Below are 23,483 nucleotides of genomic sequence, written 5' to 3' on the forward strand. Positions count from 1 at the left end.
GATCAGGCATGTTGTCATGCGTAAACTTTATGAGTGTTAACTTGCCACGCGATGTGTGCGGGTGTCAACATTGATGCGATGACAGATTCGAAAACCACAACGAAGCGCGCCAGCCGCGGCGGCCCGTACCACCACGGCGACCTGCGCAATGCCCTGGTACGCGCGGCCGCCGAACTCGCCGAAACCGGCGGGCCGGAGGCGGTGACCGTGCGCGCGGTGGCCCGGCATGTCGGCGTCACGCCGACCGCGGCCTATCGGCACTTCACCAATCACGAGGAGTTGCTCAACGCGGCGCAGGAACAGGCCCAGCACACCCTGTTCGGCGCAATGGCCGAGACGATGGCGAGCCTGGCGCCGCAGGCGGACGCGATCACTCGGCTCGGCGCGGTGGGCCGGGGCTACATCAGCTTCGCGCTGCGCGAACCCGGCCTGTTTCGCACCGCCTTCTGCGGCGACCAGCGGCCATCGCCCGCGTTCGATCTGCTGGCCACCGTTCTGGACGAACTCGTCGACGTCGGCTTCCTCGATCCCGCGGACCGACCGGACGCCGAATACGCCGCCTGGTCAACCGTGCACGGCATGGCGTCGCTGATCATCGATGGCGTACTCGACGACCTCGACGATGCCGCGCGGGACAAGGCGATTCAGCGGGCCCTCGCGGGCGTCGAGCGGGGTTTGGCCACCGGACCGAACGCCTCCGACTTCAGCTGACGACGCCGCCGGGATCGGCGCGGGTGCGACGGTCGCGGATATCGGATCCGGTGGCGGCGCAGGGCTTTCGATACTGCTCGAGGACTCGAAGGCGCGGGTTGCACCGTCGACCATCGACAACTGCCGAATCCGCCGGTTCCGCATCGCCTGCTCGTCGCCCGACCCATGACTACATCAGGGCACCACCGTCGATGCGGATCTCGCTGCCGGTCATATAGCGACCGTCATCGGAGGCGACCATGGCGACCACACCGGCGATATCCTCCGGAGTGCCCAGCGCACCGCCGTTGAGCCAGCCGGTCAGGCGCGAGAACAGCGTCGGATCGAAGCCCTCCGGCTGATCGAGGATGGATTTGGTGGTGATCCCACTGGTGATGCCCGCGGGCACGATATTCACTGCGCGCAACCCCTGCTTGGCGTACTCCAGTGCGATCGCGTGCGTGAAGGCGTTCACCCCGCCCTTCGATGCCGCATACGACGCCAGATAGGGCGCCGCACTGAAGGCCGCGGTCGAGGAGAGATTCACCACGACGCCGTGGCCGGACTCCAACAGCGCGGGCAACGCACTCTGGGTCATCAGGAAGGTGCCGGTGAGATTGACCCCGATCACCTGGTTCCAAACCTCGAGCGGCATCTCCTCGGTGCGCGCGGACCGCAGAATGCCCGCCGCGTTCACCAGCACATCCAGTCCGCCGAGGAATTCGACCGCCTCGCCCGTCCCGGTGCGCACCGACTCGATATCGGCGATATTCACCTGCACGGTGCGCAGGCGCTCGGCCGCGTCACCCGCCTTCGCCGCGGTGCTTTCCAGACCGTCCGCATCGATATCGGCGGCGACCAATGTCGCCCCCTCATCGAGCAGCCGCAGGGCGATCCCCTGCCCGATACCCGATCCTGCTCCGGTGACCAACACTCGGCGGCCGTCAAATCTACGCATGCCAAGAATTAGAACAGGTTCTCATTAGGAGTCAACAGGTTCTGGCGGAACCGATCAACGTCAAGCTCCGAACTCCGAGTGCCGAACCGCTGAACCCGGCGCTACTGCTTGTCGCCGGTTTGCGGCTGAAGGCTGGCGTGGACGAGTGCGGCGGTCAGAAATGCGGCGCCGACCAGACCGGACGGTGTCAGTCGTTCACCTAGCATGGCGGCGGCCAGTATCGCGGCGGTCAGCGGTTCGAGGAGCGCGAGCACCGCGGCTGTGCCCGCACCGACATCGGCGAGACCGCGCAGGTACAGCGTGTATGGCATTGCGGTGGATATCAGCCCGAACACGATTACCAGCACAACGCGGTGCGGAGTCGGCTGGAAGGTGAGCCCGGATATCGCGGCGAGCGGCAGCAACAGCACGGCGCCACCGGTGACAGCGAATCCTGCTGTCGTGATCGCGTCGAGTCCGGGCACCGGACGGGCACTGATCAGCGTCAAGGTCGCGAAAGCACAGGCGGACACCAATGCTATTGCCGCACCGGCGAATAGCGCGCCGACCGCCGTATCGTCGGCGGGCGCGCCGACCAACAGGATCACCCCGAATACCGCGATGCCGATTGTCGTCGCACGCCGACGATCCAGGATCCGCCTGCGGGTCAGATGTTCCAGCAGTGACACGACCACCGGGGACATGCCGAGGGTGATCAGCGTCGCCAGACTCACCGACGATGCCGCGACCGCACCGAAATAGCTGGCCTGGATGATCGCGACGAGGACCGCGACCGCAGCGATCCGCTGCCAGGCCGCGGTGCTTCGCGGCAATGGCCGTCGCGTCACGGTCAGCAAGGCGATCAGCAGCAGCCCGCCGACGGCTAGTCGGCAGGCGGCGACGGATACCGGCGAAAGACCGGTCGCACGGTGCAGCAGGGTGCCGAGTAGACCACCGGTGCCCGCTGAAAGTCCGGCGCCGACAAGACTCACCAACCCGGATCGACTGGTCGTAGAAATAGATGTGGACATGAGAGTTCGCGCTCCTGCGACAGAAATGGATTGGGGTCGCGGAAGCGAGGTGCACAACCGACACATGAGCGGCGCCCATACCTAGGGGGACGCGCGGTCCCGCACCTCGCTCAGGAGGGCGGCGGCGGGGTAATCGTCGGCTATCGGTGCACGCGCCCGATGTTAGGTACCGCCGAATAGGTTGTCATTCGATTTTCTATCGCCTTCGATGCGGGCTTCGAGTCATCGCCGGTTCCGCGACTGATCTGTGGCTTTCCGTGTATCTGTGGGCGAAGAGGGACTTGAACTTCCGGTCGCCGTGCTCGTCCGTTCGTTTCGGCGCAATATCCGGCGGTTCACGTGCTTTCGGCATGCTGACGATCGCTGCCGCCCTCTCACGTGTTGACCGGTCAACATCCCTACCGGGGACCACGGGCCCGTACGGGGTTCGCAGTGACCACCGAATCGGTCACCGCAGGAGTGTCCCTGTTGACCGAAATCCGATCGGCCAGGTCAGGGAGGGTGCGGGTTTTCACCCTGGGGTGGGTGTTGCGCGATCCGTTCACCGACGAGGATTGCCCTTGTGCACGTCGTGATCGATACCGCGCCAGGGAAGTGATGCAGATGCCTCTCGTTTTTCAGTTTCTGTCTTCTCGTCCCGGGCCTGCGTCGCGGTCAGGGAGTCACGAATCGATCCCTCGGCCGCCCGGCTGGCGAATGTGCTCGCCTACCCGGCGCCGCATCCTGTTGACGATGACTCTTACCGGTGGACTCATGCTGTTCGGCCCCAGCGTTTTGGGAGTGTCGGGGTCGCTGCCGCTACCGGCACTACCGGCGGCTTCCGCGTCGTCGTTCGATGTCGCCTCGCAAGGCCACGGGCATCCGCCGATGCTTCGGTGCCCTCGCTTCGACTGCTAACTCGGTTCCCGACCGGGCGGCGGGGGGGTTCTCGAGGTCGCGGAAGGACAGAGCCGCCTGCGCGATTCATTCGGAAGGTCACGGCCCAGCCCCGGATCAGGGCGGACTGGGCTGCGCTACCCCGGCAACCCACACTGTGACACGAGCGCAGCGGCTTCGAGGCCGGATACGGTTGTCCTGCGAGCAACCGAAGCCCAAGGATCCATGGCCAGAGCCACAGGCCCCCGCCTCAGCCGGCTGGTGCTGGTGTCGCTGAGGTCGCAACGGACAGCAGCCACCGCCCGGATCGACCGGGTTCGCACGTCGCATCGGCATCGGCATCGGCATCGGCATCGGCATCGGCATCGGCATCGGCATCGAAGATCAGTTGACTTCGCCAGTCCGCATGACGCGAGTTATCGGCGTGTGGTCGGTCGACGCTGGTTTGCCGACGCGGCGTCTACAGCGAGTTCTTTTTGAACCAATCGAATAATCCCTGATCGGTCTTGGGACGGTTGGACGGGGAATCGGGACCGATGGATTCGGCTCGGATGGCGATGTCGCTGCTCTGATCCAACGCAACGAGCGTCGGCGAGGGATCGGTGATGCAGGTGACCCGGCCGACGGTCGTGCCATTTCGAATCGAGGGTTGCTCGGGAAGCGTTGCACCGTCGCACGCGCGCCCACCGGACTTCCTTATGACACCATCGAAATACTGGGTCGCGGTCGCGTGGTTGGGGAATTGGAAAAACGTTGCTGTCGGCGCACCGGACTCGTTGCCCAAGCACAGAACCACGGCGGTCGCATCGCTCTCGGGTGGCTCACGTCGACAGTATCGCGGGTCGTAGGCCTTGGGCAGTTTGGCAATCAGGTCGCGGTCGGCCTGAGTAGGGGCGGGCACGTCCGGGTCCCTCGGAATGGTCCGGAAATGCGAATTCCCCTCGCCCGTGTCGTGCACTGTGGAGTAGGAGGCGGCGCTACCGCCCACCGACTCGGTGAAGGAGAAGACCGCCATGCTCATAGCCGCATCGTCGGTTTGGATCACCCCCGCAGTCGGTGGTGTCGTCGTGGTATTCGTGAAGCAGGCCATCCGCCCGACCTGCCTGCCGGCCCTCGTCGCGGGGCCGTCGGGGCCGGGTGGATAGCCCGGACAGTTGCTGGTCTCCAACGCTATGCCGTGATAGGCCTTGCCTAGTGCGTCGGCGTTGGGAAACAGGTAGAACTCACCGCTGGGCACGCGGATTTCGGGAATCTCGTCGCAGGTGAGATGGGCTTTCTCCCCCAGAATCGCCTGTGGGTTCGTGTGGTGGCAGATGCTGCGGTTGTACGGATCTTGCAGGAGCTTCAGCAGGGTGACGTCGTCGTCGGTGAATTCGGTTTTCGCCGCCCCTGGGGCCGGTGGCGCGGGCTTGTGGAGCAGCGGCCAGGCCCCGACCGCCCCGGCCGCCACGACGGCCACGGCAGCGGCGATCCCGAGGCGGCGTGGCCAGCGCCTGGGCGCCGGGACGGATCTCGCCCCGGGTGTGGAGGTCGCCCGGGGTGTGGGATGCGCCGCCACGGTGGGATCGTATTGGAATACGGCGAGGGGACTATTATCTTCGGCGTCACCGGTAGACGATTCCAGTGCGGCGTGGGCGGCGGCGGCCAGTTCGCCGGCGCTGGCGTAGCGGTCATCGGCCGATTTCGCCATGCCACGGGCGATGACAGCGTCGATCGAGACCGGGATTCCCGGTGCGTAGCTGCTCGTTCGGGGTGGAAGTTCGACCATGTGGGCCCGCATGACGGCGGCGTCGCCGCCGTCGGTCGAGTACGGGCGGGTGCCGGTCAGGCATTCGTGCAACACGCACGCCAGGGCATACACGTCGACAGCCGGGGTGGTCGGGCCGGCTTGGAAACGTTCGGGTGCCATGTAGTTGAACGAGCCGATCGCCGCTCCGGTCTGGGTCAGGCGTTCGTCGGTGTTGGTGTTGGCCAGGCCGAAGTCGGCGAGGTAGGCGAACCCGTCGTGGGTGAGCAGAATGTTGTCCGGCTTGACGTCACGATGGATCAGGCCGTCGTGGTGTGCGGCGTCGAGTCCGGCTGCGATCTGGCTGATCACCGAGACAGCTTGCTCGGGCGGCAGCGGGCCGTGGCTGCGCACCACCGAGCGGAGGCTTTCGCCGTGCACGAGCCGCATGTCGATGTAGAGCAGCCCGTCGATCTCGCCGTAGTCGTGAATCGGGATGACGTGGGGCTCCTGCAATAGCGCGGCGATGTGGGATTCGCGCCGGAACCGGGCCCGATAGACCGGGTCGTCGGCCAACTGTTCGGGCAGCACTTTCACCGCGACCACCCGGCCCTTGGTGGTGTCGAGTGCCTCGAATACTCGGCCCATCCCGCCGGAGCCGATCAGCCGGCGCAGGCGATACTTCCCGAACGTCGACCCTGGCATCAGTGGCGGCCGTAGGTTATTCACGACTGCCTCGCCTGCGTTGTGGGTAATCTGCGCAGGTTGGTCAGAATCGAGAATCGGCGCTTGAACATTGTCGACTTGCCAACTGGTCGACGACGCGACTTCGGCCCCTTCGGCGAAAGTGCGACCCCGTTGCCACACGATCTATACCCCGTCCCATTGTAGTCCAACGGGGTAGACCGACCTGGCACGACCACTCGGGTATCGACAGCCTCTCGCGCCGACACATCCAGCGAATCCTGGTGATTTACCGCTGATGGCGGCACCGTCTCGTTCCACAGACTCGCCAATTCGGTTCGCTGCATGTTGCGCGCGGCATGCGGTCGGCACCGCGATCGCGCCGGCGTATGGGCGACCGAACAACGCGCGTAGGAACTCGAGTCCGGGCGGATACGGCATCGCCTCCGGACGGCAAGGTGACCGGACGGCCACCACCTGTGCGTCGGGGTCGAGTGCACGGTAGTTCACCGCCGCCGCGACCAGTTCGCGGCCCTCCTCGCAGAGAAAGTAGCGCGGTAGGCATCGGCTCGGTCGCGAACATCCGCAACAGAGGTGGACGGCATTCGTGAACTCCTGAGAAGCTGGTTCGGGTATCGGCGCGCTGTGTGAGGTCTGCCGCTTCGTTGGTCGCAGCCTCGACGAAAATCTTCGCCGCCGGCGCTCGCCCCGGATAGCCACCATAGGTGGAGATCGTTTTCACCCCCTGGGGCAACATCTCCCGCCCTGGGTGGTGGCAAACGGCTGGTCGGCACCGATTCCACGGCGGTGGTACAACCGTTTGGTTCACGGCGCGACGCGATTGCGCGCGCCCCAGTTCCTTGGCATCGCGGGTCTGTCCGCCATGAATGAGACCAACATGAGTGGCCGAACACACCACCGCGAGCAGCAAATGTTGCCGGGGTGCCAGGGCCGCGTCGTAGGCGCTCCGAAGCGTCGGCTCGACTGCCTTCCGCTGACTAATAGCCAAAAGATATCCGGCCGGAGCGTTAACAGCTAAAGTGCATCACTTTCAGCACGCGCGATTGTCCCGACAATGACTTGTAGTCGCACAGATCGAATGATACCGTCCGCATTGGTTTCGGCCGGTGTTCGGACATCTTTCATATGTAGAGGTAGCGTGAATCTCAATGATGCTCTGCGCGACGGAATGTCGGTGGACGGAGCTATAGGTGTCGCGATCGTCGACCGCGATACCGGTTCGACTGTCGGCAAGCAGGGTGGGAATTCGCTACTCGATCTCGACATCGCCGGTGCAGCACTCGCAGAGGTAGTACAGGCGAAGATGCGCGCAATCGAGGCGCTGCAACTCGACGACTCAATCGAAGACATTCTCGTAACCCTGGGATCGCAGTATCACATCGTTATGCCGCTGGAGGGCCGGCTCGATAGCATATCGGCCGTTCCCGATCGTCGCGACAAGCTGTTCCTGTACCTCGTGCTCGATCGCGCGCGAGGAAATCTGGCCTTGGCTCGCCGACGCCTACGTCATATCGAGCAGGCGGTCCGGATATGAACCAACAACACGCACAGCGCAAAGAAATACGGCTCAGCGACCCCGACTCCGTCGCGAAATTGTTGGCCGAGGCGCGCGAGTCGATCGACGACGCGCAATACATCTTCGTCGCCAGCCGTGACGGCCTCGTAGTGGCATCGGGCAATTCCAGTGACGGCGAAGAAGATGAAGTCTCGCTGCGGGGATCGGTGATCGCTGCGGCGGCGGCCAGTATCGGCGACCACTTCTCCGCACTAGCCTCGCACGGACGATCGCAATCGGTACTCTTCGAAGCCGATCGCGGGTGCTTCGGAGTCTTCCCTCTGACCAGCACCCTGGTGTTGGTGGTGGGCAGTGCCCAGTCGGTGAGCCTGGGTCGCCTGAGTGCCGCGGCACGCAAGATCATCGCCAAGTTACACGCTCCCGATAGCTGACGTGTGTACCCACACAACCCCGATGAATCGAACGACAGTAGAGGAATGACTCATGTCCGATATGGATACGGCGCTGAAAGAAATGATGGCCATCGACGGCGCGCTCGGGGCCGCCGTCGTCGACTATGAAAGCGGAATGGCCCTCGGCACGGCTGGCGGCTCCAAAGCGCTCGATCTCGAGATCGCCGCGGCGGGCAATACCGAAATCGTCCGCGCCAAACAACGCACTCTCGCCCAGTTGGGACTCCAGCAAGATATCGAGGACATCCTGATCTCGCTGTCGGGCCAGTATCACCTCATCCGCCCGTTGAGCGGTCGCCAATCCCACGGCCTCTTCCTCTACCTCGCCCTGGACCGCAACCGCGCCAACCTCGCGTTGGCGAGGCACCGCCTGAAGAGCATCGAAGACCAGCTGCAGGTCTAATCCCAATCGGGCAACGGTTTGAGCTTCGGCGCCTTGCGGTGCCGAACACTTCGGACGGGCGTAGTCGCGCGGTGCCGTGGATGCGCATGCCCGCGGTCTCCCGACACCACCGCACAGCCCGTTCCCGGCAATCGTCGAGATCCCGAAACTGTTCTCCTGCAAAGAAATTCGACCGCACATAAGGACCACCGCGTTCGACGCGCGGCTTGTCCTGGGGACTGCGGACCCTGGTTGGGTCAACGACGAAGCCACGGATTCGGCATATTCGCGGAGCGAATCGTTCAACCGAACCTCGGTCGCGTTCGCGGCCTCCGCGATCGCCTTCACGTTGTCCGGAATCCCCACGCCACTTCGAACCCAGCGATGACGTCGTTGAGTGTTTCCCGGTAGGAAATACTCGAGGCAAAACCGGCTCCAAATGCTCCCTTCCCCGGTTCTGGCGGCAGAAACCGTGATGCCGCCGGTCGATGTGGTGCCGTTGGATACGGGCCAAGAGGTGTTCAGGATTCGCGTGCCGTTGCAGGGGTGTGTATGTCGGAGAGTACGGAGCGAAAGCGCGCCACGATCGGGCTGCGGTCGGCGGCGCGCCAGGCCAGGTGCAGGGTTGTGCGAGTGCCGGCCAATGGGCGTGCGGTGACTCCGACGCGTCGAAGGGCGCGGTGCGAGTCCGACATGACGGCGCCGCCGAAGCCTGCGGCGACCAAGCCCAGGATAGTCTGGACGCTACGGCCTTCAGCGCCGATTCGAGGTACGACAGCGGCTTTGGCGCAAAGCGCGAGGATCTCGTCGTAGGACTGGGGAGAGACCTCCCGTGGCCACAGCACCAGCGGGACCTGCCCGAGCGCTTCCAAGGGTGCAGGGTCCTTGCCGTAAGCCAGAGGATGGCCATCGGGCAGGAAGAGAGTCATCGGCTCGTGCCACCAGACCTGGGTGGTCAGGCGTGCATCCCGGACCGGCAAGCGCTGGACGGCGATGTCGAAACGGCCGTCGAGCACCCCAGCTGACATCTCGGTGTCGCTGAAGCTCTCCTCCAGTCGCAGTGCCACGCGGGGGAGTTCGCGGCGCACCCTGCCGAGCACCGCGCCGAGCGGGCCGTTGATGCCGGATCCGGCGAAAGTCACGGTCAGCCGCCCACTGCGGCCCTCGGCGGCGAGCCGGACATCCTCCAGCGCCGCCTCTGCCTCGGCCAGCACGATGGTGGCGCGCCGGACCAGCGCTGCCCCTGCTGCCGTCGGCACCAGACCGCGCCCTTCCCGAGCGAACAGCTCGGTGCCGACGCGTCGCTCCAGCTTGTTGAGTTGGCGGCTCAGAGTCGGCTGGGTCAGATTCAGCCGCCGCGCCGCACCGCTGATGCTGCCTTCCTCGGCGATCGCAACCACATAGCCGAGCAAACGTAGCTCCACTCCATACCTCCTGGGCATGGTAACTATATCCAGCAATGCCTGATCGGCGAATGTTGGGTGTTTTCGGGCGAGCATTGAAGCCATCGAGATCGAAAGGACCTGAGATGACCACGAAACAGGATCGCTACGAGCACGGCATGAAGGTGTTGGAACAGGTCGACGGTGAGGCCGGCCAGCGCGTTGTCGACGCCCTTGCCGACACTTCACCCGAACTGGGTCACCAGGTGGTGGCTTGGGCCTTCGGTGACATGTACTCTCGGCCGGAGTTGCCGCCCCGAGACCGTCAACTGGTCACCTTGGGCGTACTGACCGCGCTGGGCGGCTGCGAGATCGAACTGGAGGTGCATGTCAACGCGGCCCTGAACGTCGGGCTGAGCCCGGTAGAGATCTCCGAGGCAGTCCTGCACGCCGCCGTCTACTGCGGCATCCCGCGCGCCATCAACGCAACCCTGGTCGCCAAGAAGGTCTTCGGCGAGCGCGGCCTGTTGCCCGTCAGCAACGTTTGACCTGGATGCGGGCGGACCGGGCCCACCTGCACAATTGACGCAGCAGTGGGCCCCTTTCGGCGGTTCTATAGCGAGGATGTCGATCGGACGGCGTGTGGTCCGTGCCGCAGCACGGTCGCATACGTCCGCCACGCCGCACCCATCGATGTGGCAACAGCAGCCTCCACGACGACGCCGTAGCCATCGCTCCGGACATAGCTGATAACCACAACAACCAAGTGCGGCAACAACTTTCGGACAAGATCACCAACTCACGCCCGCCGTCACTACCAGCAGCGAGCATCCGACAGCAACACCTCGACGGCGCCGTCACGGTTTCTGCGCCAGTACCCATACTCATGGCAAAACCGGTTTCGAAGTGGTCCCTTCCCCTACTCACCTAGCAGCCGCCACCGACCACATCGGTGGCGTCCACCAAAATTACTGCCGTACACGGGGAATCACGCACGGCCAAGCCGAAAGGGGACCCATTCCCACGGAAGAACACGGGCTCAGCGCGGCGCGTCCAATCGCACCTGACCGAAGATGAGTTCGACCTCGCCCCAGGACCACACACCGACGACTTCTGCTACGGAGTTCGAGCGCTGGCGCGGATGGGTGAAGCGGAAGTACGGTTGGCCGATGTTTGCACTTGTGGTGAAGTTCGACATGTTCGACGCAGACAAGGCCGCCGCCTTCGACCAGCTCGTTGCCGAGACCGTGAAGAGCATCATCGACCGAGAGCCCGGCACGCTGGTCTATGCCACTAACACCGTTGAGGGTGAACCGCTCTCGCGGATCTTCTATGAGGTCTACCGCGACCGCGATGCGTTCGAAGAGCATGAGCGCCAGCCGCACACTCGGCGTTTCCTGGACAAGCGCAGCGAGTACGTTGAGTCATTCCGCGTCGAGTTCCTGGCCCCGGCCGTCGCGAAAGGCCTGCCCGTCTAGAGTCGCTGCGCAATTCCGCACCACACGGCGAAGCCGTGCACGCTGTCGACGGCCCGGGCCTCAGCGCGAGCAAGCGCTCGAGCGGTCTCGTGAACCATCGGGTTGTACCGGGTCTGCGCCGGTGCGATCGACTTCGCAGTAAGCAGCGCGTGAAACGCACGACGACGGTCACCGTGAAGTAGGTAGGCGCGCGACAGGTCGATGTAATGATGGCCTGCACGCTCCTTCGGTGTGTCGGCGGGGAGCACCAGAGCGCGGGCGCGGTTTAGCGCCTCGGTGCCGTCCATCGCTTCGACTGCCAACGCGACCGACCATATGCCGACATTCGTCGGGCCGAAGCTGAGGACCCGATCGCGGTCGTCGCCAAGTCGCTCGGCAATGGCTCGAGCCTCACCGAGATGCTCGTCCGCCAGGCTCCGGCGGCCAGACCGTGACGCAGCCAAGCCGGATTGCAAGTGCAGCCCACCCCACGCGATCAGGTCGTGGCGGCGGCCGACGCCGAGCCGAGGCTCGATATCGCCGCGGCATCGCTCGAGGAAGCTGAGCGCAGCGGTCCAGTCACCGCCAGAAGTGAGCAGCGCTGCGCGCTGAAACTGGGCTGTTGCCTTCCAGAGCGGGTTGTCAGCTTCGGCCGCGGCCCATGCGATTCGATCGACGGCGAGCGAGGCGAGATCGGAGTAGCCGAGCTTATGCGCTAGTGAGTGCGCGGAGTAGTACAGCTCGCACAGCATCACTAAAGCGTGATCACGGTCGACGCCGGTCGCACGGTGTACAGCGGCGCGCAGTTCACCGAGCAAGCCAGGCAGGTACTCGCCAAGCTTGTGGAAGTTGGCCGCCCGCCGCCAATTGCATACTTTGTCGACTTCGGCGGTGAGCTGTGGAAGGGGGCGAGGCTCGGCCACAGCAGCATTGTCGATGTCGTAGGCGGCCAGCTCAGTACGAAGCACGGCGATCGCAGAGTGCACTTCGGTGTCAGGACCAGGCGCGGGCACGTACGGTTGCCCGGTCAGGTCGGTCACCGACAGCCGCAAGGCTTTCGACACGGCACCGAGAAACGCGGGCGTTGCTGGCGCTCGCCGCTGTTCGACAGAGCGGATGAGCGCCGTCGACACGTTCGCCTTCTCTGCCAGTTCTTTTTGCGTGAGTCCCGCCAGTCGTCGGGCCTCGCAGACTCGGGCCGCTAATGCCGCGCGATCCGCGCTCATGGTCACCACCGTTTCATTGAACGCCGTGCCGAGTCCGTAATGCCAAGAGTACGAAAATCCTTCGTACTTCACAGTCGGAAGCTGCGCCATCGTTCTACACACGCCGCGTCGTCGGGTCGGCCCTCATCCTCGGCGGCGGGGCGCATCAACCGTCTACCTACCGGGGGTGGCCCTATGGTCGCATCGTCCGATTCAACACTGCCGCAGCGCGATCCGTTCATCGGTCCACCCGGTACGTACAGCGGCGCACCGGGCGATGTGGTTGAACTATTCGCAAACGCTGTCCGCGAGTGGGCGCACAGTGAGCCGAAAGCGAAGCTCTGCCCCCGCTGCATCTACGAGAATGCCGAGCCGGACCCCGGACTTTGCCGCTACTGCACCGCCGCTATCGAACGCGCAAGCGGCGCACTGCTTGTCGCGATCCGCAACGCCAACGCCGGAACCGATCGCCCGGCGGGCTGGTTGCAGCGCGACGACGGATCATGGGCGCCTGTCGACGATGACGGGTTTGTCGGCCAGACGTTCGCATTCGAATTGGATGACCACCACGAACTCGACAAGTACGCAGTGATCACCGTCGAGCCGATCTCGATCGACACGGAGGTCGACTAGCCGTGTCGACGAACGGAATTGTATGCGCAACCGTCGCCGGGGTTTTGACGTTGGGCGCCGTGCTCTTCTACCTGCTGCCGTACCTCGTCGACCGCCCGGTGCACGTCGACGGGGAGCGCCCCAGCACCGAAATACTCGCTCGCATCGCTCGCGACGCGTGCCACCGTGCACCGGACTATCCGTACAGCGTCGATGAAGCGCGCCGCGTATTCCGTGCGCGCATCAACTGCGACGCCGACTCATGCGGCGCAAAATATGAGGTCGTCTGGACCTTGATCGACGCGGGGGTGCTCCGGCCCGCCGCATATGTCGAGCGGTAGGGCGCCTCGCTCGAAGCGGTTCCGATCTCTCCCATCGGGTGCGGGAGTAGTAGGTAATAACGCTGGAGAAGCTGGAGAAATAAGTCCAGTAATCCGGATACAGCGTCCGGGCTCCGGCTGCGTGATGGGCAGTACCGCATCCCGTTGGGCGCTGCGATCGGATGGGCGCAGTCTCGAAACTCCGCCGCGCGACACACGGCGACCGTGCATCCACAGTCGATGCACGGTCGCGAGTTGTTGTGATTGCCCGACTTACAGCTCCTCATCCTGGAGTCATCAGCTCGCGGACCGGCACTGCGCCGAGGGCCGCGACCGCCGGTTGGACAGCGGAGATCGCAATCACTGCGCAGGAGTTGAGGTCGTCCGCGCCATCGCTGGGAGCAGCACGCCCAGTATCAGTAGGAACGGAGCGATCGCGGCGATGGAGCGCAGGTCGTTGTACATATTCCAGCGGTCGAGCAGATCAGCGCTGTTGGCGGGTAGAGCTGCGAGGTCCCACGTCTTGACTTCCGTGTTGATGGGGACGTTCCCGAAGAAGGTAATGAGCATGCAAGCGAGCGCTGAGGCGCTGGCAAGTCCGGCAAGCACCCGTTCCCGCCCCTTGGCGAAGGCGACCAGGAGGAGGCAGCTGATCAGCACGCCCGCCATGAGAGGCGGCATAAGCGGAGCATTGCGGTCCATGAGCGGAACCCGGAATCTGAGCTGGATATCGGTCGGGACATCGAAGAAGGTGGGGAACACGACGAATCGCCCATAGGCAAACGCGCCGGCGAGTATGCCGGTGGTGAGCAACGCCGCGATCCGCACAAATGGGGTCACGGGTGTCGATGTTCGGCGTTGCGGTTCGGTCGAGATGGCCATGACTACTCCCAAATAGATTCAAATGAACTCGATTCATTTGAATCTATCACACTCGGGATGTCCAGCGGGAGTCTGCGATCAGTCGATCCGCAATTGGGGTTGCACTCGCGGCAGGCGCACCGCCGGGCCGGCCGCAGCGACGCTCGCGGCTGCGCTGGGCTCCACTCGAGCTGAGCGGGAGGCATTTCGGCGTCATGATGCTGCCGGCCCGCGATGGCACGTCGACACAGAAACAGTCAGTCGCGTTCGACTGATGCCATGAGCCTGCTGAGGAGCGTTTCGAGGGTCCCCAGTTCGACTGGCGTGAATGCGCCGAAAAGTTCTTGGGTGGCGCTCGCGGCGAGGCGTTCGGCGTTGTCGAACGCCTGGTTTCCTTTGTCGGTCAGGGTGAGGTGGGCGACCCGTTTGTCGGTGGTCGACTGAGTTCGGCTCAGGTAACCGAGTGTTTCGAGGTCTTCGACGGTGCGAACCATGCCCGCCTTATCACTGCCCATCTGTCGGATCAGGTCACGCTGAGTCGAGACGCCGTCGCGGCGCAGCAGCAGCATCACGCCGAAATGCCGACCGGTGAGACCGAGTGCAGACAGGGCGTTGTTGAGCGATCCGGCCGCGCGTTGATGCGACTGGCGCAACAGCAGACCGAGTTGGAGATCGACCCCGTGTGACTTCGACACCTGTATGTTAGATTCATATGAATCTAATTCAATTGAACCTATTGTGGAGATCGGGGCAGCCTGTGACGACACATGCAAAAATAAAGATCGCTACCGAACGCGCACCTGCGCCGAGCTGGCCGCGCTGGGCCTTCCGGGCAACGAGCACGTTCGCAGCGATCATGTTGTTCAATCAGGCGATCTTCGCCGGTCAGTTCCTTTCCGGCACTTACAACTCCCTGCACACCCATCGGGAGAACGCGACCTTCGCCGGTATCTCGGTCATTGTCGCGGTCGTCGCAGCTGTGCTGGTGCGGTGGCCCGGTCGCGGTCCCTGGTGGCCGATCCTGGCCTACGTCGGCATCTTCGGCTTGATCGCGATGCAGATCACGCTCGGTTTCGCGCGAGCGATCAGCGTGCACATACCGCTCGGTGTCACCATCATCATGCTTGCCACCGCCCTCCCGGTTTGGGCCTGGCGGCAGCGATGACCGAGCAGCGCCATCGATTCGCACTCAGCCGCCGCACGTTCGTCGGTGCCGGGCTTGTCGCTGCCATCGGTTCAAGTGTGGGAATTCCATTCGCACTCGGCCTGGGTGGGTCCTCCTCGACCGGCAGTCTGCTCCGCAGCAAGGCGCCGCTTCCTGAGCCGTTCACGATGCCGTTACAGGTTCCGCCCGTGCTGCACCCGGTGCACCGCGACGCCGATGCCGATTACTACCAGATCACCCAAACCCGAGCGATGGCCTCGATCCTGCCCGGTGTGAAAACGGAAATCTGGGGCTACAACGGGATCTTTCCCGGTCCCACCATCATCAGCCGGCGTGCCCGCACCACCGTGGTCACCCACACCAACAACCTGCCCGTGCCCACGGTCGTGCACCTGCACGGCGGCCGCACCCCGCACGACAGCGACGGGTACCCGATCGACTACATCTACCCCATCGACCGGTCCTACCTGAACAAGTACATGAGCATGGGCCACGCGAATATGGGCGCATCGATGTTCGGAGACACCACCGATGGTCACCGCACCTACATCTATCCGCTCGACCAACGCGCGGCGATGCTGTGGTACCACGACCATCGGATGAACTTCACGGGGCCGAGCGTGTGGCGTGGACTCGCCGGGCTCCATATCGTGCGGGACGAGGAAGAAGATGCCCTACGCCTGCCCTCAGGGGAAAGGGAACTTCCCCTGATGATCGCCGACCGCAGCTTCGCCGCCGACGGCTCACTGTCCTACCCGAGTATCGATGCGAGCTTACTGATGACCCCCGGCGTCACTGGCGCGTTCGTTGCCGGCGTCCTCGGCGACGTCATACTCGTCAATGGCACGCCCTGGCCAGTCGCGAACGTCGACCGCACCACCTACCGCCTGCGCATCCTCAACGCCTGCAACGCCAGGCGTCTCGACCTGCGCCTTGATCCGCAGCCCGAAACCGCCCTCACACAGATCGGCACGGACGGCGGTCTACTCGCCGCCCCGTTGCGCCACGAGCATTTCGAACTCGCTCCCGCACAACGCCTCGACGCCATCATCGACTTCTCCAGCTACAAACCAGGAACCGCGGTCACCTTGCTCAACGACCTCGGAGACGGCAGCACATCCCAGATCATGCGCTTCATCGTCGGTGACAAGGCCGACAACCCGTTCACTGTTCCCGACCGTCTCGCCACGATCGAAACGCTCACCACCGCTCGAGCCGCCGCGACCCGCACCTTCCGCTTCCAACCAGGCGAGGTCAACCACGAAAGCGGCTGGCTCATCAACGCACACCCGTTCAGCCCCACTGACACCGCCGCCGCCCCCGAGCTCGGCACCGTCGAGATATGGCGGCTCACGGCAGACTTCTACCACCCGGTACACATCCACCTCAACCCCTTCCAAGTGCTCTCCCGAGGCATCGGCCAGCCCGAGGCATTCGACGCCGGATGGAAAGACACCATCGATCTACGACCCGCCGAAGAAGCAGCCATCGCAATCCGATTCGACGGCTACCCCGGAAAATACGTCTTCCACTGCCACAACCTCGAACACGAAGACATGGCCATGATGGCCAACTTCACCACCCGAAAACCGAGCGAGAGCTGAAGCTCGCGCAACTCCGTCGAGGTGATCGACGACGAAGTCGCACCATTCAGTGCCCCTTCGGCGCGGCGACTACTGCGGAGCGCTGGGCTTCCAGGACTCGCAGGGCCTCGACGCCTCCATGCTTCTCGACCAGGTCGGCGAACTTACGCGCGGACTCGAGGTCGTCGAAGGTCTCGGAAGTCTGCTCGAGCTTGCCGCCGGGCTGGGGCAGCCGGAACAGCACTTTCCAGGCGATGGAACCATCGTGGTGAGGACAGAACATGGAGTGGGCACACAGTCCACCGTGAAAGGGTGACTATGCCGACAAATCCCGTGGGATGCAAGAGTATTGACCGGAATGTTGACGGCCGGTCAGAGATCCGATTCGATCTTACCCCTGACCAGCCGCAACGAATGTGGGCGAAGGGGGACTTGAACCGCCATATCGCCCCAGCTCGCACCGCGTGACCTTGGGATTCATCGGGATTGATCGGGATTCACCGGGATTGGTAGAGGCGAGAATAGCCCGTTTTGTGGACCGCGTCCACGCCCTATGCGGTGACGCCGAGCCGACCGGCGAGCGCCCTCGATTCACGCTCGACGATCTTGCCGCCGTGCGTCACCAGCTCGGCCGCGAGACTGCGCGACAACGGATGGCAGCGCATCGACTCCTCCGACACCGACGCCGCAGTCCGCAGCGCCCCGAGTGTGCCGATCCAGTCCTTTTGCTGCCCGTAGGCTCGCGACAGCTCAAGCCACAGACGGGCTCGCCGGTCGACGCTCGGCACCGCATCGGGGTCGACGATGCTCGCAGCCTCGAGCGCGCCACCGGATTTGCGCATATCGACCATGACTGACACGGCAGAGAACTCGGTGTTTGCGACGCCGAACAACGTCCATGGGTGAGTGCTGCCAGCGGGTAACGCCCGCGCCATGCCCATGGCCTGATCGATACCCCTCAGTGCGTCGCCCTCGCGACCGAGGCGTGCCGCGCTGATCGCGCCGTGCAGGTGGCAGGCACCCCACAGCGATTGCGCTTCCCGGTCGCTGTCGAGGCGTGGCTCTAGCAGCGCGACCGCATCCTGCGCCAGGCGGTATGCATCCGCCTCGCGCGAGGTCGAGCGCCAAACGTTGCCGAGTACCCAACTCGCGGCGGCGAGCGTGACCGGGTCGTCGGCGATTTCGGCCGCGGACATGCACCGGTCGGCCGCGAGCCACAGCAGCGGCGCGTCAGCGACCCAGGCGAGCACCTGCTCGGACAGCGCGTAGGCGCCCGACAGCGCGGCGGCGGCGGTGCGACGTTCCTGCCCGTCGAGGGTGCGCACCGCGCGACGGCCGTCGCGAATCAGCTCGGGCAGCATCGCGCCCGCGTCGGCGCGCGGCGTGACGCTGGTGTGCCACAGCCGCCATGCTCGCTCGACGCGGACGCGCAGCTCGGTCGGGTCGATGGGCGACGGCAACGGGGCGAGTTCGACAGACTCGATAGCCTCGCGAATATCGGGTACGACGGGATGCCCTGCGCGGCGGGCAATTCCGACGAGCAGCTCATGCTCGCCGGTGATCTCGGTCAGGTCTCGCACGCCAAGAGCTTGCCCGATGCGCAGCAGCATCTCGAGGCCGGGCGGGTGCTGTAGGCGGCCTTTCTCTACGTCGCGCAACCAATCCTCGGACTTGCCAACGAGACCGGCGACGACCGCACGCGGCTTGCCCGTGCGGGTGCGAATGTTCTGGATGCGCTCGCCTATCGCGCGTGCGGCGAGTTCGTCAGGATTCGGCATTGGCCTGTCCTTCTTCGCGGTTTGGCCTCGTTCGCGAATGCCCCCGGCCCGTCGGCCGGGGGCGAATGTCCTCCGCGAAGAGGTTCCCCCAGCATAACGGCGTTGTGCGCGTGGTGATATGGCAAATGAACAGGTAGGGAGATTCCCCCCACTTCGCATGGTGGGGCGCGGCCACCAGTTCGGACGCCGCCAGGCGAGCACGATTCACCTACGCCGCGCCGCCGGGGGACCCCAGCGGTGAGTGCTTCCAACTCCAGAACACAAACACGTAGGGGGTACAAGATGCCCGCAATTCTGATCGTTGTTGCCGAGCATTTCGTTCCAGCGAGGGTCCGATGATGGCCCGCGCCAGCCGGGAGCAGATCGACCTGTGGGCATCAGCGGCCCGCGACTGCTCGCGCGACATCGTCATCGAGGGCCAGGAGCACGCGCGCTACCTTCTGTCCGCGCACTCCGGTCACGGCGGCGAATGCCAGCCTTTCCAAGATGCTCTCAGCGCTGTCTCGGTGGCACTCGGATGAGCTGGATCAACGACCACTGCACCGACAGCAACCCGCCCATTGACGTCAAGCACGCGCTCGGACTGGTCAGGCTCCACGCCCGGTGTACGCCGCCATGCCCCCGGAAATCGGCCGCGCTGGCGTTCCTGGATAGACACGGCATACGCCCACCGGGAGAGCACGATGGCGCCGAGTGAGCCACAAGCCAAAGTGTCGCGTGACTGGTCGGGCCGATACCTGCAGAACACCACCGGCACATGGGAAATGGTCGACGACGACGGATTCATCGTCGACCTGCCCGATATCTACCAGCTTCCCGATTTCGGGATGCACGACATACAGACCGAGCCCCTGCCGCAGCGGACCCCCCTCACTGGGCCACCGCTTCCCCTGGAGCGTCAACCGGCCGAACTCATCGAACGCTTCGCTGACGCGGTCCGTGAATGGGCACAGGAGTCCTGATGGCGCTCACCGAATCTCAGGCAAAAGTGCTGGGCATCCTCCACGCGCTCGAGCGCACAGAGACAGCGCCAGCCCTCGCACAACTGACCGGTCTCGGCGCGCCCACCATTCGCACTGCGCTGCGCACCCTCGAAACCCGAGGCTTGGTGTCCAGTGGCACCACGGTCCCCACGTTCTGGCAGATCACCGCTACCGGCCGCTCGGTCATCGGCCGCCCCGCCTACCTCGAATACCGAGATCACCCACGCCTGACCACGGAAAGGAGGTGAAAACCAAGGTGAACGAGCTCTGCACGCCAGGACCCGACGGCAACAGCGGCGACAACTGGAATCAAGACCCTCGCGAAGACCGCGGTGACGATGTGATTCGGCCGTGGGGGCGATAACCCGCCGCCAAGTAAGTAGTCGCTCTGCACAGCGAAAAGCGGCCCGACCCCAACGCACAAGGGTCGGGCCGTCTTCTTGGAATCCCTGATGGAGGAACAAATTGAAGGTCATCAGAGCCGCCCTCGCGGCTTGCGCTATCGCCGCATCGATGTTCGGTGCGATCACCCCGCCAGCCGACGCGGCACCGACACCGGTCAACGGGCCATGCCTGTTCGGGCACGTCGACCCCAACAACGACAACAGCGCCTGCAAGGGCAGCGACTCCGCCAACTGGCCGGAATCAGAGGCGAATCCGGACGGAAGCCCCACGCTGTCGTGTTCCCGGCTCAACAAGGGAGCGGGAGTCAAGACGTGGGCAGGCAATGGCTGGCGGAAATGGAAATGCATGCAGATAACCGAGATGGGGCAGACCTATTGGCAATGGTATGAAGTTCTCGGCACCTGAGCAGGAAGATGGGTTGATGAACGATATCCCCCGCACGCCGGAGGTCGACCAGATCATCGCCGCCGCCGAGCAGCTCGGACAGCGTGACGGGTACATGGGCGTCGAGCACCTGTTTCTCGCCATCCTCAGCGACCTCGAAACGGTGCCCACGCGACAGTTGCAACGCATGGGGGTCGATCTCGACGGCATCATCGCGCAGCTGAGGAAAACGATGGATAGCGAGAGTTTCCGAGAGGTCCGCAACCGCGCTCGCTTCCTCGATGGTCGCGAGGTCGAGCACTTCCCGGATGGTCGCGTCGTCACTCGATATCCAGATGGCACGATCACCGAACACTATGAACCGCCAATTTGACCTCTGAAACGCTGAACGCGCCCCAACCGATACCGGTTGGGGCGCACAGCTTCACCGCCCTGATCCAGTGCGGTAACGACTAGCCATTACAGGGGGATTCATTGACCCAGCAGCAACCACGACATACGCCAGCCCCGCCGAATCCCGGTCGGCGGCGGGCGAACACGCTGATACTTGCCATCTTCGGTGGCGCGCTGGCCCTGATCGTGCTGATCGTCCTCGTCGGCGCTATCGCTGGCAGAGGTGACGACGACCAGGCCGCGAGCAGCTCGCCCGCGCCGCCCTCGGCGACGTCCGCCGCGCCGATTACCAAGGCCCCGGCGCCAGTGTCGCCGACCGCCCGACCGGCGACAGTGTCCGACCCACGATGCGCGCCCGCGACCGACAACGCGACCGCGCTTGTGCAGGCTGGCCTCACGCATGCCGGGTGGACGCTCACCAATGCGATGGTCATCAGCGACGGCGGCAAGACGTTCCTCGGCGCGACAATCGTCGACGGCAGCGGCGCGACGAAAGAGCGGTCGGACGTGTGGGTGATTGCGAACGGAACGGTCTACGCCTCGACCGGCGGTGCCCGCAACAACACGACGTTTCCGAAAGCCTCGGCCGCGCCGCTCAACATCTCGCCGGGCGACGACGTGGTTCAGGCCGTAGACCAGTGTGTGGTGAATAAGACGATTGGTCGTTGAGTCCAGGAACGACGAAACGCGCCCCGACCGAAAAAGGTCGGGGCGCGTTGTGGTTTCGGGGTGGGTTGGTGTCAGGTGATGGTGAGGGTTCCGCTATGTGATCGTCAGCGACGGGGTGGTCGCCGAGACGACGGCACCGCCGGAGAAGTTCGCCTGCATCTGGATGCCGACGCTCGTGATCGACGCGAGGTTGACGCCGGTCACCGTGCACGTTGCTGTGCCCGACGCCGCGGTGACGCTGACCCCTGCCGACCCGATTGCGTTGCCACTTTGATCGACGACGCGGATCGTCAACGACGCGGACGAGAAATTGTTGCTGTACGGCACAGAGGCGGTGATCGTCGCGTTCGACTTGGTGCCCTGGACGACCAGCTTGTCCGAGGAGACAGTCGATCCGGGGTAGGGCCCGGTGTTGGCCGTCCAGCCGGTGATCGCGACCCAGGTAGTCGAGCTCGCCCACGGCTGGGTGCTGCCGTTCTTGGTCATCCCGGACGGCAGGAAGGTTGGGCGGCCCGCCACCACAAACATCACGTGGTGACCGCCTTGAAGCTGACCTGCAAGCCGTTGCCCGCAGGGCTGTCGGCAGTGGTGATGTACGGAATGAGCCTGTCGCCAGCTGAGACTGCCCACGGTCCGCCAGCGGCGACGGTCGTATCAGCGGCATGGTTGGCCGCCGCGATCGTCGAGGCGGCGGGCATACCCGTGTTGCTGCCGTTCTTGCGGAGTTCGACGACGAGGTTGCCGGTGCCCGCGGTCTCGCCACGGATGGTGATCGCTTGAATCGAGATGTTCCGTTCGATGCGCACGCCTTCGGGGATGACGTTGCCTGCCCCGGTGGCACGGGCTCCGGAGTGCGACTTGATCGTGAAGTCGTACACCTGACCCGCCGCGGTAGGGGTGCGGGCATCCGAGAGCCGAGAGTCGTTGCCCTCACACGCGGTACCGGCGGTGGTGCCGATCGCCAGAGTCGATGTGCCCGCACCGATCGCGCTGCGTGCCGCGGATTGGGTGGCTGCCGTCAGGACGGCGCGACCGGTCGACGTCGAATCGGAGATATCCGTCGCCGCGTGCGTGTGCACGAGCGGGGCCTTGCCAGCCAGGCCGGGTACGGTCGGCGAGTTCGCATCGCCGCCGAGGTCGCCGGCTATCCGCATGATGCCCTTGGTGCTCGCGCTGGCGTCCGGTGCGGCGGGCCCGGTCGGGCCGGGCGGCAGGGTGAGGTCCAGCGTCCACCCGGGCGGGCCGCCGTGCACCGCGGCGGCGGCCGGGCCCGTGGTCACGGTGCCGATGCCGAGCGTGAACGAGTTGATCGCGGCCTGCGCGTCGCTGGCAGCAGTCGACGCGGTGCCCGCGCTGGCGGCGGCGGCCGACGCGGCGGCCGAGGCCGAGGTGATGGCGGGCACGGTAACCGGGTCGAGATCCTCGCCGTTGTCGAGCTCGAAAACGAGGGCGTCGCCGACGAGGTGCACGCCGACCACCGACAACCCGCGCACGACGGCCTCGCCGTTGGACGCCGGGACCGGTGAGACGAGGGTCAGATCGACCAGGCCGGTCGCGTCGATGTCCGGGTGATCCGGATCCGGGCCCGGCGTGTACGGCGGGACCATGAACGCGAACGAGTCGATGGGAACCCGGTTGCCCTCGTAGGTGAGGTCGAACGAGACGCGCCATGTCCACCCGGTCGGGTTGGTATCGCCGTTGGGGGCGACGAGGCGGATGCCGCGCCGACCGCGCCAGGTCAGGTAACCGAATTCGTCGAGGCTCGCGACGTAGTAGTCGGGGAGCTGGACGTAGGTCGCTGGATCCGGTTCGGCTGCGGCGACAAGGACCTTGGGCGCGCCGGCAGTGAACGTTATGGTTCCGGCGAGCGGCAGGAACTCGGGCAGGTCGCCGATGTCGGGTCCGTCGGCGATGTTCACGAGGTAGCGTCCGACGACCTTGCCGTACTCCAGGGGGTGCAGTTCGGCCATG

Annotated in this window: 27 protein-coding genes; 16 read left to right on the plus strand and 11 right to left on the minus strand. The window is 64.8% G+C overall.

Annotation, left to right across the window (positions count from 1 at the left end):
• Nucleotides 1-78: 78 nt before the first annotated feature.
• Complete coding sequence (locus ACW2Q0_RS00330; RefSeq protein ID WP_457184857.1) at nt 79-711, plus strand: TetR/AcrR family transcriptional regulator; 633 nt, start codon at nt 79-81, stop codon at nt 709-711.
• A gap of 169 nt (nt 712-880) precedes the next feature.
• Here ACW2Q0_RS00330 and ACW2Q0_RS00335 read toward each other — a convergent pair whose 3' ends face one another.
• From ACW2Q0_RS00335 to ACW2Q0_RS00345, 3 genes are all read right to left on the minus strand, one after another.
• Nucleotides 881-1,648, minus strand: coding sequence for an SDR family NAD(P)-dependent oxidoreductase (locus ACW2Q0_RS00335; RefSeq protein WP_457184859.1), 768 nt, complete (start codon nt 1,646-1,648; stop codon nt 881-883).
• Between the two features lie 101 nt (nt 1,649-1,749).
• Complete coding sequence (locus ACW2Q0_RS00340; protein ID WP_457184861.1) at nt 1,750-2,619, minus strand: EamA family transporter; 870 nt, start codon at nt 2,617-2,619, stop codon at nt 1,750-1,752.
• 1,375 nt (nt 2,620-3,994) lie between these two features.
• Nucleotides 3,995-5,965 (minus strand): serine/threonine-protein kinase, encoded by a 1,971-nt coding sequence (locus tag ACW2Q0_RS00345; protein WP_457184864.1) that lies wholly within the window; start codon nt 5,963-5,965, stop codon nt 3,995-3,997.
• Between the two features lie 1,093 nt (nt 5,966-7,058).
• Here ACW2Q0_RS00345 and ACW2Q0_RS00350 point away from each other — a divergent pair.
• The 3 genes from ACW2Q0_RS00350 to ACW2Q0_RS00360 are packed head-to-tail and all read left to right on the plus strand — an operon-like array spanning nt 7,059 to nt 8,336.
• Nucleotides 7,059-7,499 (plus strand): hypothetical protein, encoded by a 441-nt coding sequence (locus tag ACW2Q0_RS00350; protein ID WP_457184866.1) that lies wholly within the window; start codon nt 7,059-7,061, stop codon nt 7,497-7,499.
• Nucleotides 7,496-7,912, plus strand: coding sequence for a roadblock/LC7 domain-containing protein (locus ACW2Q0_RS00355; RefSeq protein ID WP_457184868.1), 417 nt, complete (start codon nt 7,496-7,498; stop codon nt 7,910-7,912). Before ACW2Q0_RS00350 ends, ACW2Q0_RS00355 begins: the two co-directional genes overlap by 4 nt.
• A 52-nt stretch (nt 7,913-7,964) precedes the next feature.
• Nucleotides 7,965-8,336, plus strand: a complete 372-nt coding sequence (locus tag ACW2Q0_RS00360) for a hypothetical protein (protein ID WP_457184870.1) — start codon at nt 7,965-7,967, stop codon at nt 8,334-8,336.
• Between the two features lie 500 nt (nt 8,337-8,836).
• On the opposite strand, the gene ACW2Q0_RS00365 is transcribed toward ACW2Q0_RS00360, so the two are convergent.
• Complete coding sequence (locus ACW2Q0_RS00365; RefSeq protein WP_457184872.1) at nt 8,837-9,739, minus strand: LysR family transcriptional regulator; 903 nt, start codon at nt 9,737-9,739, stop codon at nt 8,837-8,839.
• Nucleotides 9,740-9,843: 104 nt separating this feature from the next.
• Between ACW2Q0_RS00365 and ACW2Q0_RS00370 the strand changes: the two genes are divergently transcribed.
• Both ACW2Q0_RS00370 and ACW2Q0_RS00375 read left to right on the plus strand, forming a co-directional pair.
• Nucleotides 9,844-10,245: a carboxymuconolactone decarboxylase family protein gene (locus ACW2Q0_RS00370; protein ID WP_457184874.1), complete on the plus strand. Its 402-nt coding sequence runs from the start codon at nt 9,844-9,846 to the stop codon at nt 10,243-10,245.
• Nucleotides 10,246-10,866: 621 nt separating this feature from the next.
• Entirely contained in the window at nt 10,867-11,175 is a 309-nt protein-coding gene (locus ACW2Q0_RS00375; protein ID WP_457184876.1) for a putative quinol monooxygenase, read from the plus strand.
• Here ACW2Q0_RS00375 and ACW2Q0_RS00380 read toward each other — a convergent pair.
• Nucleotides 11,172-12,452: a helix-turn-helix domain-containing protein gene (locus ACW2Q0_RS00380; protein ID WP_457184878.1), complete on the minus strand. Its 1,281-nt coding sequence runs from the start codon at nt 12,450-12,452 to the stop codon at nt 11,172-11,174. The two genes, ACW2Q0_RS00375 and ACW2Q0_RS00380, sit on opposite strands and share 4 nt — an antisense overlap.
• A 102-nt stretch (nt 12,453-12,554) precedes the next feature.
• Between ACW2Q0_RS00380 and ACW2Q0_RS00385 the strand changes: the two genes are divergently transcribed.
• Nucleotides 12,555-12,992: a hypothetical protein gene (locus ACW2Q0_RS00385; protein ID WP_457184880.1), complete on the plus strand. Its 438-nt coding sequence runs from the start codon at nt 12,555-12,557 to the stop codon at nt 12,990-12,992.
• Between the two features lie 50 nt (nt 12,993-13,042).
• Nucleotides 13,043-13,312 carry a hypothetical protein gene (locus ACW2Q0_RS00390; protein WP_457184882.1) on the plus strand — a complete coding sequence of 90 codons (270 nt, stop codon included), beginning with the start codon at nt 13,043-13,045 and terminating at the stop codon, nt 13,310-13,312.
• A 339-nt stretch (nt 13,313-13,651) separates the two neighbouring features.
• Here ACW2Q0_RS00390 and ACW2Q0_RS00395 read toward each other — a convergent pair whose 3' ends face one another.
• Both ACW2Q0_RS00395 and ACW2Q0_RS00400 read right to left on the minus strand, forming a co-directional pair.
• Nucleotides 13,652-14,173: an anthrone oxygenase family protein gene (locus tag ACW2Q0_RS00395; RefSeq protein WP_457184884.1), complete on the minus strand. Its 522-nt coding sequence runs from the start codon at nt 14,171-14,173 to the stop codon at nt 13,652-13,654.
• A gap of 236 nt (nt 14,174-14,409) precedes the next feature.
• The gene (locus tag ACW2Q0_RS00400) at nt 14,410-14,847 is read right to left on the minus strand and encodes a MarR family winged helix-turn-helix transcriptional regulator (RefSeq protein WP_457184886.1); all 438 of its coding nucleotides are present in this window, start codon (nt 14,845-14,847) and stop codon (nt 14,410-14,412) included.
• A 62-nt stretch (nt 14,848-14,909) separates the two neighbouring features.
• Here ACW2Q0_RS00400 and ACW2Q0_RS00405 point away from each other — a divergent pair, with 62 nt between their 5' ends.
• The gene (locus ACW2Q0_RS00405; protein WP_457184888.1) at nt 14,910-15,317 is read left to right on the plus strand and encodes a hypothetical protein; all 408 of its coding nucleotides are present in this window, start codon (nt 14,910-14,912) and stop codon (nt 15,315-15,317) included.
• Complete coding sequence (locus ACW2Q0_RS00410) at nt 15,314-16,921, plus strand: multicopper oxidase family protein (protein WP_457184890.1); 1,608 nt, start codon at nt 15,314-15,316, stop codon at nt 16,919-16,921. The genes ACW2Q0_RS00405 and ACW2Q0_RS00410 overlap by 4 nt, the downstream gene beginning before the upstream one ends.
• Before the next feature lie 46 nt (nt 16,922-16,967).
• On the opposite strand, the gene ACW2Q0_RS00415 is transcribed toward ACW2Q0_RS00410, so the two are convergent.
• Nucleotides 16,968-17,183 carry a hypothetical protein gene (locus ACW2Q0_RS00415; RefSeq protein ID WP_457184892.1) on the minus strand — a complete coding sequence of 72 codons (216 nt, stop codon included), beginning with the start codon at nt 17,181-17,183 and terminating at the stop codon, nt 16,968-16,970.
• 268 nt (nt 17,184-17,451) lie between these two features.
• The gene (locus ACW2Q0_RS00420; protein ID WP_457184894.1) at nt 17,452-18,678 is read right to left on the minus strand and encodes a helix-turn-helix domain-containing protein; all 1,227 of its coding nucleotides are present in this window, start codon (nt 18,676-18,678) and stop codon (nt 17,452-17,454) included.
• A 338-nt stretch (nt 18,679-19,016) separates the two neighbouring features.
• Here ACW2Q0_RS00420 and ACW2Q0_RS00425 point away from each other — a divergent pair, with 338 nt between their 5' ends.
• The 6 genes from ACW2Q0_RS00425 to ACW2Q0_RS00450 all read left to right on the plus strand — a co-directional run bounded on the left by ACW2Q0_RS00425 (nt 19,017) and on the right by ACW2Q0_RS00450 (nt 21,512).
• Nucleotides 19,017-19,199, plus strand: coding sequence for a hypothetical protein (locus ACW2Q0_RS00425; protein ID WP_457184896.1), 183 nt, complete (start codon nt 19,017-19,019; stop codon nt 19,197-19,199).
• Between the two features lie 162 nt (nt 19,200-19,361).
• A complete protein-coding gene (locus ACW2Q0_RS00430; RefSeq protein WP_457184898.1) occupies nt 19,362-19,640 on the plus strand; it encodes a hypothetical protein in 279 nt (92 codons plus the stop codon).
• Complete coding sequence (locus ACW2Q0_RS00435) at nt 19,622-19,909, plus strand: helix-turn-helix domain-containing protein (protein WP_457184900.1); 288 nt, start codon at nt 19,622-19,624, stop codon at nt 19,907-19,909. The genes ACW2Q0_RS00430 and ACW2Q0_RS00435 overlap by 19 nt, the downstream gene beginning before the upstream one ends.
• Before the next feature lie 217 nt (nt 19,910-20,126).
• A complete protein-coding gene (locus ACW2Q0_RS00440) occupies nt 20,127-20,471 on the plus strand; it encodes a hypothetical protein (protein WP_457184902.1) in 345 nt (114 codons plus the stop codon).
• A 16-nt stretch (nt 20,472-20,487) separates the two neighbouring features.
• On the plus strand, nt 20,488-20,823 hold the full coding sequence (locus ACW2Q0_RS00445) for a Clp protease N-terminal domain-containing protein (protein WP_457184904.1): 336 nt from the start codon (nt 20,488-20,490) through the stop codon (nt 20,821-20,823).
• 101 nt (nt 20,824-20,924) lie between these two features.
• Nucleotides 20,925-21,512, plus strand: coding sequence for a DUF2510 domain-containing protein (locus ACW2Q0_RS00450; protein ID WP_457184905.1), 588 nt, complete (start codon nt 20,925-20,927; stop codon nt 21,510-21,512).
• A 93-nt stretch (nt 21,513-21,605) separates the two neighbouring features.
• Here the strand turns inward: ACW2Q0_RS00450 and ACW2Q0_RS00455 are convergent, their stop codons facing one another.
• Entirely contained in the window at nt 21,606-22,034 is a 429-nt protein-coding gene (locus ACW2Q0_RS00455; RefSeq protein ID WP_457184907.1) for a hypothetical protein, read from the minus strand.
• A gap of 5 nt (nt 22,035-22,039) precedes the next feature.
• Nucleotides 22,040-23,482 carry a hypothetical protein gene (locus tag ACW2Q0_RS00460; protein WP_457184908.1) on the minus strand — a complete coding sequence of 481 codons (1,443 nt, stop codon included), beginning with the start codon at nt 23,480-23,482 and terminating at the stop codon, nt 22,040-22,042.
• Nucleotide 23,483: the final 1 nt, after the last annotated feature.

The organism is Nocardia citri (assembly GCF_054065835.1).